This window comes from Actinospica robiniae DSM 44927, from assembly GCF_000504285.1.
Classification (GTDB): domain Bacteria; phylum Actinomycetota; class Actinomycetes; order Streptomycetales; family Catenulisporaceae; genus Actinospica; species Actinospica robiniae.
Genome location: NZ_KI632511.1, coordinates 108706 through 120680, shown reverse-complemented (window position 1 = coordinate 120680; position 11975 = coordinate 108706). Strand labels below are relative to the sequence as shown.

13 protein-coding genes are annotated in these 11975 nt (G+C 71.2%); 6 read left to right on the top strand and 7 right to left on the bottom strand.

Annotated features, from left to right (window positions below; all coding sequences use genetic code 11):
- The first annotated feature begins 165 nt into the window (after positions 1-165).
- Positions 166-1146 carry a hypothetical protein gene (locus ACTRO_RS00525; RefSeq protein WP_157435616.1) on the top strand — a complete coding sequence of 327 codons (981 nt, stop codon included), beginning with the start codon at positions 166-168 and terminating at the stop codon, positions 1144-1146.
- Between the two features lie 8 nt (positions 1147-1154).
- Here the strand turns inward: ACTRO_RS00525 and ACTRO_RS00520 are convergent, their stop codons facing one another.
- Positions 1155-2018 (bottom strand): LysR family transcriptional regulator, encoded by an 864-nt coding sequence (locus ACTRO_RS00520; RefSeq protein ID WP_034260404.1) that lies wholly within the window; start codon positions 2016-2018, stop codon positions 1155-1157.
- An 84-nt stretch (positions 2019-2102) separates the two neighbouring features.
- On the opposite strand from ACTRO_RS00520, the gene ACTRO_RS00515 reads away from it, so the two are divergent.
- From ACTRO_RS00515 to lysA, 3 genes are all read left to right on the top strand, one after another.
- Positions 2103-3095, top strand: coding sequence for an EamA family transporter (locus tag ACTRO_RS00515; protein ID WP_245594646.1), 993 nt, complete (start codon positions 2103-2105; stop codon positions 3093-3095).
- Positions 3096-3420: 325 nt separating this feature from the next.
- On the top strand, positions 3421-3792 hold the full coding sequence (locus ACTRO_RS00510; protein WP_051450077.1) for an SAV_915 family protein: 372 nt from the start codon (positions 3421-3423) through the stop codon (positions 3790-3792).
- Positions 3789-5153, top strand: coding sequence for a diaminopimelate decarboxylase (gene lysA, locus ACTRO_RS00505; RefSeq protein ID WP_034260401.1), 1365 nt, complete (start codon positions 3789-3791; stop codon positions 5151-5153). The genes ACTRO_RS00510 and lysA overlap by 4 nt, the downstream gene beginning before the upstream one ends.
- 1 nt (position 5154) lies before the next feature.
- Here lysA and ACTRO_RS00500 read toward each other — a convergent pair whose 3' ends face one another.
- Positions 5155-5427 (bottom strand): hypothetical protein, encoded by a 273-nt coding sequence (locus ACTRO_RS00500; protein WP_157435615.1) that lies wholly within the window; start codon positions 5425-5427, stop codon positions 5155-5157.
- 324 nt (positions 5428-5751) lie between these two features.
- On the opposite strand from ACTRO_RS00500, the gene ACTRO_RS00495 reads away from it, so the two are divergent.
- Together ACTRO_RS00495 and ACTRO_RS00490 are read left to right on the top strand one after the other, a co-directional pair.
- Complete coding sequence (locus ACTRO_RS00495; RefSeq protein WP_034260397.1) at positions 5752-5961, top strand: hypothetical protein; 210 nt, start codon at positions 5752-5754, stop codon at positions 5959-5961.
- Between the two features lie 133 nt (positions 5962-6094).
- Positions 6095-8104: an AfsR/SARP family transcriptional regulator gene (locus ACTRO_RS00490; protein WP_034260396.1), complete on the top strand. Its 2010-nt coding sequence runs from the start codon at positions 6095-6097 to the stop codon at positions 8102-8104.
- Here ACTRO_RS00490 and ACTRO_RS00485 read toward each other — a convergent pair.
- The 5 genes from ACTRO_RS00485 to ACTRO_RS42485 all read right to left on the bottom strand — a co-directional run bounded on the left by ACTRO_RS00485 (position 8047) and on the right by ACTRO_RS42485 (position 11948).
- Positions 8047-8526: a S26 family signal peptidase gene (locus ACTRO_RS00485; RefSeq protein WP_034272356.1), complete on the bottom strand. Its 480-nt coding sequence runs from the start codon at positions 8524-8526 to the stop codon at positions 8047-8049. The two genes, ACTRO_RS00490 and ACTRO_RS00485, sit on opposite strands and share 58 nt — an antisense overlap.
- A gap of 14 nt (positions 8527-8540) precedes the next feature.
- Positions 8541-10421 (bottom strand): ABC transporter ATP-binding protein, encoded by a 1881-nt coding sequence (locus ACTRO_RS00480; protein WP_211244015.1) that lies wholly within the window; start codon positions 10419-10421, stop codon positions 8541-8543.
- 40 nt (positions 10422-10461) lie between these two features.
- Entirely contained in the window at positions 10462-11004 is a 543-nt protein-coding gene (locus ACTRO_RS00475; protein ID WP_034260394.1) for a TlpA family protein disulfide reductase, read from the bottom strand.
- 117 nt (positions 11005-11121) lie between these two features.
- Complete coding sequence (locus ACTRO_RS00470) at positions 11122-11301, bottom strand: hypothetical protein (RefSeq protein WP_034260392.1); 180 nt, start codon at positions 11299-11301, stop codon at positions 11122-11124.
- 113 nt (positions 11302-11414) lie between these two features.
- A complete protein-coding gene (locus ACTRO_RS42485) occupies positions 11415-11948 on the bottom strand; it encodes a MauE/DoxX family redox-associated membrane protein (RefSeq protein WP_051450076.1) in 534 nt (177 codons plus the stop codon).
- Positions 11949-11975: the final 27 nt, after the last annotated feature.

Below are 11975 nucleotides of genomic sequence, written 5' to 3'. Positions count from 1 at the left end.
CACGCCACTGCGTGCGCCCGAGTGCGCCGTTCGCCCCCGGAAATGCGGCCGGGGACGAACGGCCGACGGTCGCGCAGGGATTGGCTGCCGCCGCTGGCATGGCCCCGGTTCGGGGAGCACCATGGTGTTGTGGGGGACATAGGGGTATCACGGCGCTCGTCGCTGGTGTCGCGCCTCCTGGGCGCTCGTCGGCGGACCTACCTCGTGGGCGGGGCGATCGCGCTGGTCGGGATCGCGCTGGAGTTCGTCGGCCTCGGCCGCACTCCGCTGGCTGCGCAAGATCGTGTCTGGCACGATATCGGGCTCGGATTCGTCGTTCTCGGGCTCGCCGTACCGCTGCGGGTGTGGCGCCGGTTCGAGCGCACGCGATACTCGGAGGCGTTGGGGGCCGAGGCGTGGAAGCGGATCATCTGGCGCGCCGGAGTCAGTCCGCTGCTCCTCGGCATCCTGGGCCTGCTGGCAGGACGCGCGCTGGAGAGCGAAGGAGCCGGCGCCGCGTCACATGTCGTGTGGGTCGGTGCGCTCGTCTGCGTGGCCTTGTGCCCGACCGTGCTGTTGACCGGCCGGGTGGCCCTGCGTTGCGCCCCGCGCGCGCTGCGCAGATCCGAGATCACCAGTGAGATCGTCAGGGAACTGTCCGCGGGCAACGCGTTCGGCGTGATCCCGTTCAATCCCGACCTCGGCGCCGCCGGCAGGCCGGATCCGTTGCACGAACGCCTGCCCGGCCCGGCCGTACCCTCACCGCGCAGCGTCAAGATCCGCAAGATCCTCGGCGAGGAGTGCACACTCGAGTGGACGGGCGAGCGGTTGTGCGTGCGCAGAGCGCACCCGGTCACCGGGGTGGCTCGCGACTTGCCTCGCGAGGTCGCCGAGATGGTCTGCTCGGCGAGCCTCGACGCGGGGGCGCCTTACTTCGCCAGAGACATCGGCCCGCGGCCGGTCAACAGGCTGCGTCTGCTCGATGCGCAGGGTTATGTCGTGGTGGACTTCGGCGTCGTGCTCAACGACTGGGAGCAGTTCGCCGCGCTCGCCCGACGGGCCGGTCTGCTGTTCCGGGCCTACGAGCTGCGCTGCGAGGAGAAGCACGATCGTAAAGTCGACCGGCTCCTGTTCCCGCGGCGGGGTGATGTCCTGGAGTTTCTATAAACACCTGGTCATTCGGCAGTAGTGATGAAGGCTTGCGCTGCCGGGCTGGGGTTGAGGGCGTTCCAGGCGAGGTATTCGGTGCGGGTCGGCCCATCGGTGATCTTGATCGTGGCGAGGGCGGGATCGGCGGGTACGTAGCGAGACGGCAGGAGCGTGATCGCCAGCCCTTCGCGTACGAGGCCGATCATGAGGTCCGTGGCGAGCGCCTCGAAGGCGACCTCCCGATGAATCCCGGCGGCGGTGAAGGCGAGGTCGCTCTGCGCACGGCCCGGAGTTCCTGAAGGGAAGTCGGTGAACGTCTCGCCGGAGAGGTCTTCGAGGCTGACCCTCTTGCGCCCGGCGAGGGGGTGGTCGCGGCTGACGACGGCGACGAGCCGGTCTGTGCCGAGGTTCCGCCAGGCGACTGCCTGCGGCTTGCGGCCGGCCGCGAGGCCGAGCACTGCGATGTCGAGTTCGCCGCCGGTGACAGCCGTTTCGAGTTCGTCGCTGCCTGCGACCCGGAGGACGATCTTCACTTGCGGATGCGCCTGCCGGAAGGTGCGTAGCGCTGCGGGAAGGTCGATGGCGGTGACGGTCGGGATCACCCCGATGCTCAGACGGCCCCGGACCAGGCCGGATGCGGCGGCCGCGTCGTCGGCGGCCCGTTCGGCGGCTTCGAGGCTGGCCCGGGCGGCGGGCAGGAACGCCTGACCGGCGCTGGTGAGTTCGACTCGACGGCTGGTGCGGGCGAAGAGCGCGACCCCGAGTTCGTTCTCGAGGGCTTTGATCTGGTGGCTCAGCGCGGACTGCACCACGTGGCAGCGGGCGGCGGCGCGAGTGAAGCTGGCCTCCTCGGCGAGAGCGATCACGTACCTCAGCTGCTGGAACTCCATTCATCGATTCTAGTCATAGATGCACTGAAGAGAATGTGTTGGACTCATCAATCGGTGTGCCCGCACGATGAAGTCGTGACTGCGATGAGAGAGAGCGCCGCCGGTGGCGGCAGGGCCGGGATCACGGCCATGACGGCGATAGCTCCGGCGGTGTGGGGCACGACCTATATCGTCACGACCCAGTTCCTGCCCGGCGGGCACCCCCTCTTCGCCGGGTTGATGCGTTCGCTCCCGGCCGGGATCATCGCCCTGATCTGCTCCCGCGCGCTGCCGCATGGCTCGTGGTGGTGGAAGGCGCTGGTGCTCGGGACGCTGAACATCGGGGCGTTCTTCCCGCTGCTGTTCCTGACGGCGCAGCGCCTGCCCGGCGGGGTCGCCGCGACGCTGGGTGCGACCCAGCCGATCATCGTCGCCGTGCTGGTCGTCCTCGTCCTTCGCGAACGCTTCTCCGTCTGGCGAGTGGGCTGGGGCGCCGTCGGCGTCACCGGGGTCGGGATGGCCGTGCTCGGCCCCGATGCCGCGCTCGACCCGACCGGCGTCCTCGCGGGCATGGCCGGTGCGGCGTCGATGGCGCTCGGAGTCGTCTTGACGAAGCGCTGGGGCCGCCCCGAAGGTGTCAGCGCCCTCGGACTGGCCGGGTGGCAGCTCACCGCAGGCGGCCTGGTGCTGCTGATCCCCACCTTCGCGATAGAGGGTGTCCCCGCGCATATCGACGGGCGTGGCATCGCCGGATATCTGTGGCTCGGGCTGATCGGCGGGCTGCTCACCTACACGATCTGGTTCTCCGGCATCCGCCGCCTGCCGGTGACGGCCACGGCGCTGCTCAGCCCGCTTTCTCCGCTCATTGCGGCAGCCCTCGGCGCTATCTTCCTCGGCCAGTCTCTCAACCTGATCCAGCTTGCCGGGTTCGTACTCGCGGTCGCCGCGATGCTCGCCGGGCAACTCACTCCGCGCGCCGCAACCGGCGGCCGAGACGTGCGCGCCCAGGCTCTGCTCGAAACCGACATGCGAACCCTGACTTCACCCTCACCCTGCTGCTGCAGGGACTGGTGCCGCCGGGGTGACAAGCCGGGGTGACAAGCCGCGCGGCCGACGGAACGGATCCTCTTCGCAGAGGCCTGTCATTCGCCTGGGGAGTCATCGTGCCGTTCGAACGCGTTTCCTTCCTTCCGAACCGTGAGCAGCGCGCCGCCTCGAAGGCTGAACGAGAGGGCCGCGGCGTCGGCCGAGGCCTAGGGCGGCGGACGTGTGCGCGCCTGTGTGGGGGCGGCAGGAACGCGTGAGCGAGCGGCGGGGGCGGCGTAGAGATCGTGTGAGGAGCGGTGCCGCGATCAATCGGCGGGTCTAGCTTCGAACTGTCAGGCCGCCTACCGGCGGTTTCATACGACAGGGAGCCAGCGCCATGCGCGAGATCGAGGAGCCTCCGGATACCTTGAACGGCCGTCGGCTGTACGTGCCGATGCGCGAGTCGGGCTGCGGGGTGAGGTTGGCGTTGTTCCGGGACCGGCACGGGGCGCGGTGCGCGGTCGGTTTCACCGACGCCGGCGCGCTGCAACGAGTGCTCGGGCCGGATTACACCGTGCTGCCGCTGGCCCGGCGGGTGCTTCGGGAGCTGGCGGCGGCGCGCGGGGTGGAGCAGATCCAGGTCGATCCGGTGTTCGCCGCGGCGCCGGTCGCCCGGCCGGCGCGCCGGATGGACCCGCAGATGGCCGGGGCGCTGGCGGTCTGTGCCGCGGCAGGCGCGGCGGCCGCGTTGCTGGGAGAACTGCGATGAGTCTGCGGGTGGAGTTGCTCGGGGAGGAGTCCGACGAGCGCGAGACGGGCGCGGTGCTCGGCTCGCCGTGGCCGGCCGGAGCGCGCGAGCAGGCGGGACGCATCGTCGTGGGCGGCGTCGATCTGGGCGAACTCGTCGAGCGTTTCGGGACCCCGTTGTACGTGCTCGACGAAGCGGAGTTCCGCTCGCGTGCGGCTGCGTATGCACGGGCTCTGCCGCAGGATTCGGTGCGCTACGCGGCGAAGGCGTTCTTCAGTCCGACGCTCGCGCGGTGGGTGCGGGAGGAGGGCCTCGGGGTGGACGTGTGCTCGGCCAACGAGCTCGCCCTCGCACTGGACGCCGGCTTCGAACCGGAACGGATCGTGCTGCACGGGGTGGCCAAGACCCACGAGGAGCTCGAGACCGCGACGCGCGAACACGTCGGCCGAATCGTCATCGACGGGTTCACCGAGATCGCGCACCTGGCCTCGCTCGCCGGCCGGCACCGGCCGTATCAGCCGCAAGGCGTGTACGTGCGCGTGATCCCCGGCATAGCCGTCGGCCACCACGAGGCGGTGCGCACCGGGATCGAGGACCAGCAGTTCGGTCTCAGCCTCGCGGACGGCTCCGCGCTCGACGCCGTCACCCGCATACTCGGCCAGGCACACCTGCGCCTGTGCGGCCTGCACTGCCATCTCGGGTCGCAGATCTCTACGATCGAGCCCTACCTCACCGCCGTCGACCGGCTGACGGCCTTCCTCGCCGAGCTGCACGTCCGGCACGGGATCCAGCTGCCCGAACTGGACCTCGGCGGCGGCCAGGCGATCGGCTACCGGCCGGGCGACGCGTCGCTGCGACCGGGGGAGTTCGCCGCCGCGGTCACGGCGCGGCTGCGCGAGCGCTGCGCCGAACACGGGCTGGCGGTGCCACGCCTGGTGATCGAGCCGGGCCGCTCGATCGTGGGCCCGGCCGGAATCGCGCTCTACCGCGTGCTGGCGGTCAAGACCAGCGCGCACGGGATCCGGTTCGCGGCGGTCGACGGCGGGATGAGCGACAATCCGCGCCCGGCGCTGTACCACGCCGCGTACACGATCCGGCCGGTCGCGCAGCACGGTGGTGCGCCGCTGCGTCCCACCCGCGTCGTCGGACGGCACTGCGAGGCCGGCGACGTGCTCGCGCCCGAGGCGCAGCTGCCCGAGGACCTGCGCGCCGGGGACGTGCTGGCGGTCCCGGCCTCCGGCGCGTATCAGCTCTCGATGTCCTCGGCGTACAACCTGGTCGGCCGCCCGCCGCTGGTCGCGGTGCGCGACGGACTGGCCCGGCTCATCCAGCGGCGCGAGACCCTGGCCGACCTCACGAGCCGCGAGGGAGCCTGGGGCTGAGTTACTGCACCGCGCGAGCTTCCTCGTCGTCGAACGAGGCCGGCAGTCGATGGATCTGCGCGAGAGCTCCGGAACTTCGGAAGAATCCCAGCAGCATCCAGCCATCGTCGAACGGCGGATGCAGCCGCCTCGGGCCGAAGAGGCTGTAGATCTGCAGCGGGCCCAGTCCCGTTCCTGCGAAGGGTGTTGGGCCGATGGGCTCGAGGACCGGGTCCGGGGCGTGCAGACGTTCGGAGTCGACGAGGACCCAGATGTCGTAATCCTCGCTGGTCACGCCGCACATGACGCCGCCGGCGGCGGCGAGGTGGGCCGAGAGCTCGGTTTGCTGACGGCCGGCAGCTCCGCGGACTCGTCGAATCCGAGGATCTCCAAGCCACACCGCTCGAAAAGCGCGAGTGCTTGCTCCTGCCGCCCGATCATGTCGGATAACCGTTACCTCCGCGCTGGACCGCGGGGTCGGGGCCGGGGGCGGCAGTACCGGCCCGGTGAGGTAGCGGATCGGTAACGAGACCGTAAGCGCGCGGTAGGCGTGCGGCGCATGCTGTGAGCCGCCGGCGGTGACCCGGCCGTTCGGCTCCGAGAACGAAGGAGGTGCCATATGACGACCGCCATGCGCTCGTTCGGTGACCGTATGCTCGGCGCGCTGTTGGGCAAGGAAGTCGCCGCGGCGGTGTACTGCCCGCATTCCGGACCGACCTGCGCCACGAGCTGCTACTCCCACGGCGTGACCGGCTGTGAGTACATCTGCGAGACCGACTGCTACGCGGCCGCAGTTCTCTGCTGGACGCACAGCGCCTGCTCGAACTGAGAGCCTCCCCGCTCTCTCCCGGCCCTGTGGCCGGGCATGTTGCCGCCGAGCTCGCCTCGGCGGCAACATGCCGCGATCCGGGACCCCGATGCCGTGAGCCGCAGACCGCCCACGTCCAGCCGCGAGGAGGCGCATGGAAAAGGCCCGATCGGCAGCGGACCTCGCGGGGGCCGAGGCCGCACGGACGCGGATCGCCGTTCTCGGGCCGGTCCAGGTGTGGCACGAGGACTGCGCGACCCGGATCAAGGGGGCCCGGCCGCAAGCGCTGCTCACGGTGCTGCTGCTCGAAGCCAATCGGGTGGTGACGCTGGAGCGGCTGGCCGAGCTGATCTGGGAGCGGCCGCCGGCGTCGGCGACGGCGAATCTGCGCACGTACGCCTGTCGGCTGCGTTCCGCTCTGGACGGCGCGCTCGGGCCGGCCGGCGCACGACGGCTGACGGCGACGCCCTCGGGGTACCGGCTGCAGGTGGCGGCCGAGGAGTCGGACATCTGCGTCTTCGCCCAGCGGATGCGTCGCGGGCTCGAGTTGTCGGCCGGCGATCCCGCTGCGGCGGCCGGGTACCTGGAGTCCGCCCTGGGTCTCTGGCGTGGCGCGGCGGCCGAGGACGTGCCGCGGACGCAGGGACTTGCCGGCCGCCTGGCCGCGCTCGAGGACCAGCGCCACCGTGCGACGGAGCACCTCATGCAGGCCCGGCTGGCGCTGGGCGAACACGAGCGGCTCGTCGGCCGACTGCACGAGCTCGCCGTCGCCCACCCGACACGCGAGCGATTCTGGTGTCAACTGATTGTCGCGAACTACCGTTGCGGGGATCCGGCGGCAGCCATATCAGCCTTCGAACAGGCGCGGCAGGTCTTGCGCCGGGAGCTCGGCATAGCGCCGGGGCCGGAGATGACAGAGCTCTACCGGCGCGTCCTGCACCGGGATCCGTTGCTGCACGCCGCTTCCAGGGACGGGGCGTGGTTCGCGTCTCAGCATTCTGTGTCGTTGCGCGAGCGCGCGATACTCACACCGGTCGTGGCTGAGCAGGCCGAAAAGATAAACGGTACCGGGCAGGACGCGGCGAACGAGCTGTTCGTGGGAAGGGCGGATGAACTGGCCCGCCTGCTCGACCATCTGGCTGCTCCGAGCGCGCCGCACGCTCCGGCCGCGCAGCGCCTCGCCGTGATCAGTGGCGGCGCCGGGATCGGGAAGTCCGCGCTTGCGGCGAAAGTGGCGCGCGTGCTCGACGGGCTGGGGCACGCGCGCTGCATCGTGCTCGATCTGCGTGGCACGACCATGGGCCGAGCGCCGCTGGCTCCGGCCGTGGCGCTGCGCCGGCTGCGCGAACTGCGCGGGGAGGCCGCAGGGGCCGAGCCCTTGGTCGTGTTGGACAACGCGGCGAGCGCCGAGCAAGTGAGCCCCCTGATACAGGCGTTGGCGCCGTGTCCCGTCCTGATCACCAGCAGGTCCGTGTTGGCCACCTTCGGTTCGGCGATGCGGATCGACCTGGCGCCGCTTCCCCTGGCCGAGTCGCGGCGGTTGCTGGCCGCGTTGTGCGGCGAGCAGCGCACGGAAGGCGAGCGGGACCAGATCGATGCGTTGGTGCGCGCCTGCGGCGGACTACCGCTGGCGCTGCATATCGCAGGCACCCGGTTGGCCGCACGGCCGGAGTGGTCGGTCACCGCCTTCGCGGAGATCCTCGCGGACGAGCGGTGCCGCCTGGACGAACTGTGCGGCGACGGCTTGTCCGTGCGTGCGAGTTTCGCAGTGAGCTACCGCGCGTTGACCGAGGCCACCGGCGCCGCCGGCGCCGCTGCGGAACGGGCGGCGCGCCTTTTCGGCCGGCTGGGCCGGGCTGGGAGCACGTTCGTCGATGCGGATCGGGCCGCTGGGATACTCGGCTGCGACCGCGTGCCGGCCGCCGCCGCACTCGGTCGACTGGCCGACGCGCGCCTCCTCGAGCCCGCGGGCGCGGGCGGATACCGGATCAGCGAGCTGATGCGCCTTTTCGCGGCCGAACAGCTTGACCGCGGTGAGGAGCAGGACGAACCGGGAAGACACTGCGCGAGGACACGCCCCGTGCCCCGGGACGTCGACGTGTCCTGCTATCGGCCGTCCAGCCTTCTTCGGACGACGCCGAGCAGCCGTTCCGTGGGCAGATAGCCCCAGACGCGAGAATCGGCGCTGCGGGAGGGATTGTCGCCGAGTACGACGAGGAATCCCGCGGGCACCGCCGTTCCCGGGGTGACACCGGCCGCGGCCGCCACCGAAGCCGGCACCGGGTCACCGGCCACGGCTGCCGCGCGCTTGATGGCCCAGTCCCGGCGCCGATCCAGCCGATCCAACTGCAGCGGCTGTTCCGCGGCCGCCCCGGCGCCACTTCGCTCGATGACGACGATGTCGCCGGTGCGCACGGATTCCGCGGGTATCCGTCTGACCAACACGCGGTCGCCCTGTCGGAGCGTGGGCTCCATGCTCGCTCCGTGGACGTCGACGACCACCAGCCTCCGTCGCAGCACCCATACGGCATACCAGCCGATCGCTAGCGCCGGCACGGTGATCGACGTCGCAATCAGAATACTCATCCACGTGCCCTGCATCACCCGACCTCCTGTCGCACCGGAGATTCGGCGCCCACCGCGTACGCCCGGGCCTGGGTCTCGAACATCCGGGCGTAGCGGCCGTCCGCCTCGATGAGTTCGGCGTGCGTGCCGCGCTCCACGATCTGCCCGTTTTCCAGGACCACCAACAGATCCGCGTCCCGGACGGCGCCGAGCCGGTGCGAGACCAGAACGCTGGTGCGTCCGGCGCGGAGCTCGCGCAGGCGCAGGTGAATCTCGTGCTCCGCTTCCGCGTCGATCCCCGAGCTCGGTTCGTCCAGGATGAGCACGTCTCGTTCGCCGCGCAGGTACGCGCGGGCCAGGGCGAGCCGCTGCCACTGGCCGCCGGACAGCGGCATGCCGGACCCGCCGCCTGCCCCGCCGCTTTCGTCATCGTCGTCGTCGGCGGGAAAGAGCCGGGACAGCGGCGTGTCGTAGCCGCGGGGCAACGCCGCGACCGTGTCGTGGATCGCGGCCCGGCGTGCGGCGGCGTGGATCCGTTCGCGATCGGTGGCGCGGCCGAGATCGCCGAGGGCGATGTTCTCGAGGGCGGTCAGGTCGTAGCACATGAAGTCCTGGAACACCGCGCCGATCCGCTCTCGCAGCTCGGCCGGGTCGAGGTCGCGCACGTCCACCCCGTCCCAGAGCACTGCGCCTCGCTGCGGGTCGTAGAGCCGGCACAGCAACTTGACCAGGGTGCTCTTCCCGGCGCCGTTGCGGCCGATCAACGCCACCGAGGAGCCGTACGGGATGCTCAGGTTCACGTCCCGCAGGGCCCAGGGATGAGCGTCGGAGTAGCGGAACCACACGCCTCTGAGTTCTATGCCACGGCGCAGCGCGGGGGTGGGGGAGGGCTTCGCGGCTACCGGCAGATCGGGGCCGCCGGCCAGCACGGCCCGGAAGTGGCCGAAGACCAGCAGTTGCTGGTGCGCGGTCGAGACCTCGGTGACCAGCCCCGACAGCGCGCCCTGGATGCCCGCGACGGAACCGATCAGCAGCGATACATCGCCGACTGTCAACCGGCCCTGCCCGGCCGCCGCCAAGGCCCAGAGCAACGCGGCGCCCGCCGTGACGGCGGTGACCAAGGCCAGTCCGGTCTGGCCGGCCAGCTCGCGTCGGTCCATGTCCCGCTGGGCCAGGTTCGCCGAGCGGCGCTCGACCGCCATCCGGTCACGCAGGTGACGGCCGGCCGCGAACAGTCGCAACTCCTTGGCCGCCTGGACGGAGGTCAGCAGGTGCTGGAAGAACAGTTCGCGCCGCACCGAGGGCGCGATTCGCCACATCGTCGCGGCCCGCCGCCGGGCCAGGGCGAGTTCGGCGATCAACGCCGGCACCGCGGAGAGCATGACGGCCACCGCGACCCACGGACTGATCGCGGCGAGTGAGATGACGAAGCCCGCTGACATCAGTACCCCGCGACCGATGCCGACCACACCGGTCACCACCGCGCCCGGCCCGACGCCGCCGGCCTGGTTCGCCAGGCGCAACCGGTCGATGAACGCGGGGTCTTCGAACCTGCTCAGGCCGACGAGGTCTTCGATGGCGGCGAACAAGCGGTCCTGGGCGAGCAGCCCGGTGCGCCGCTGCGACTCCTCGCGCGCGTACCGCTCGGCATGCGGGAGCAGGCCGATCAGCAGTCCCGCCCCCGCCAGCGCGGAGCCGACCGCGAGCAGTCCGCTGTGGCGGCCCGGCGCGGCGATCAGGTCGAGCGTGTCCTTGCTCAGCCAGGCCGCGGCGACCGGCAGCACCGCGCCGAGCAACGCGACCGCGGCCTGGGCGAGAACGAGATGGCGCCCGGCGCTCCAAGCGAGAGCCGTTGCATCGGCTGTCGCGCGCGCAGTGCCCTGAATCGCCGTGCGCAGAGCGGCGAGCTTCGGCACCCGTAAGGGCTCTGAATCAGCCGTCGATGGCATTTCCGACTCAGACTCCTGCCGGAATCCTGAGCCAGTCCGTGTTCGTCCCGGCGGACACCATGGTGCCCGAGTCGTCGAGGATGCCGAACGCGGGGAAACCGCGGACCTTCAAGGCTTTGGTGATCGAGCCCTCCATGTCCTCGACCACGACCCGGGCTATCGGAGACAGGACGGCGACCTGGTCGGCCGCCTCGTCCGGCTCGCCCACCACGATGGCGATGGTCTGGTCGCGGCCGCCGGGGAAGGAGCGGGCGAAGTCCAGGAATCGCGGAAGCCGCTCCTCGCAGGCCGGGCAGCTCGGCGAGAAGACGCCGACGAGCGTCAGCCCCGACAGCGCGGCCCGGGAGACGTGATCGCCCTCGACGGTCACCGCGTCGAAGGGATCCGTCCGCTCGGTGACGGCGAGCATCGGGTTCGGCGGCTCGGGGGAGAGCCGGGAGATCCGGTCGGCGTGCTCGCGCAGGCGCCGTATGACGCCGAGCACGAGCACGAGGTTCAGGACGCTCACCGCGCAGGCGAAGACGGCGAGGGCGATCAGCAGCGGGTGCATGGGGGAGCCTCCGGAGGCCGGGTCTGTCGTTCACGTCGGTATCGGCCGTCCGGGTCGGCCGCAGGGGCCGGCCCGGACGTTCCGTGGACGGCCGCAGGCACTGCGGCCAGGCCTAACTCAGAGGCACTTGGCCCCGGCGGCGGCGCAGTACTTGCTTCCGGGCGGGTACTCGCAGTAGCACCAGACCCGGTTGGTCCCGCAGGACCCTCCGGCGCTGCACTGCGTGGCGTGGGCCGGCACCCTCGGGACGAAGCGGCCCAGCATCCGGTCGCCCATCCTCTCCAGCAGGTTGAGCATCCGCTCGACTCCTTCCGCTCGACTATGGTCGGCTCCTGATATACGGCCGACCGATCCGCCACGCTAGGGCGCCACGGCACACCGCACGTCGCGCGCGGATACACGGCCCTGATTCAGCCGGCGGAGCGGAAGACGTCGGCGAGGTCGTCGGCGATCGCGAAGAGCAGAGCGAAGACGACGGCCAGCGCCACCACCACGGCCGCGTCCACCGCGGCGACGGGGCGGGCGGCCGACGAGGTCCCGGCGATGACACCGGCCAACGCGAGGACTGCCAGCACGACGTTGCGCGTCACATGCCCGCTGGTGAGCTCGCGCTGCGAGAAGCCGAAGCAGTGGCACGGCGCGTTCTCCCCGCGGCGCAGCGCGGCCGCGGTGGCAGCGGCGAAGACGGCCATCAGGACACACGAGAGTGCCAGGCCCGCGAGCACTGAGGCGGGCACGGCCAGCAGCACCGGCACGGCGGCCTCCGCGGCGAGGATGCCGGGCGCCGCCGCGCGCGCCGGGATCCGGGACGCCGCCCACCGCGGCATCAGCCGGCGGGTCGCGGCCAGGTAGCCGTCATAGCGCGTGCGTCCCCACGCCTTGCCCACGAACGAGACCAGGAACACGCACCCGAGTAGCGAGCGGGTGCCGAGCAGCAGATACATCACGGCGATCTCCTTGGGAACGAGGAC

Excerpts from the sequence above, each read along its gene's own strand:
- ACTRO_RS00495 (WP_034260397.1), top strand. The coding sequence starts at position 5,752 with ATGACGACCGCCATGCGCTCGTTCGGTGACCGTATGCTCGGCGCGCTG.
- ACTRO_RS00515 (WP_245594646.1), top strand. The coding sequence starts at position 2,103 with ATGAGAGAGAGCGCCGCCGGTGGCGGCAGGGCCGGGATCACGGCCATG.
- ACTRO_RS00485 (WP_034272356.1), bottom strand. The coding sequence starts at position 8,526 with ATGAGTATTCTGATTGCGACGTCGATCACCGTGCCGGCGCTAGCGATC.
- ACTRO_RS00490 (WP_034260396.1), top strand. The coding sequence starts at position 6,095 with ATGGAAAAGGCCCGATCGGCAGCGGACCTCGCGGGGGCCGAGGCCGCA.
- ACTRO_RS42485 (WP_051450076.1), bottom strand. The coding sequence starts at position 11,948 with ATGTATCTGCTGCTCGGCACCCGCTCGCTACTCGGGTGCGTGTTCCTG.
- lysA (WP_034260401.1), top strand. The coding sequence starts at position 3,789 with ATGAGTCTGCGGGTGGAGTTGCTCGGGGAGGAGTCCGACGAGCGCGAG.
- ACTRO_RS00510 (WP_051450077.1), top strand. The coding sequence starts at position 3,421 with ATGCGCGAGATCGAGGAGCCTCCGGATACCTTGAACGGCCGTCGGCTG.
- ACTRO_RS00475 (WP_034260394.1), bottom strand. The coding sequence starts at position 11,004 with ATGCACCCGCTGCTGATCGCCCTCGCCGTCTTCGCCTGCGCGGTGAGC.
- ACTRO_RS00520 (WP_034260404.1), bottom strand. The coding sequence starts at position 2,018 with ATGGAGTTCCAGCAGCTGAGGTACGTGATCGCTCTCGCCGAGGAGGCC.
- ACTRO_RS00470 (WP_034260392.1), bottom strand. The coding sequence starts at position 11,301 with ATGCTCAACCTGCTGGAGAGGATGGGCGACCGGATGCTGGGCCGCTTC.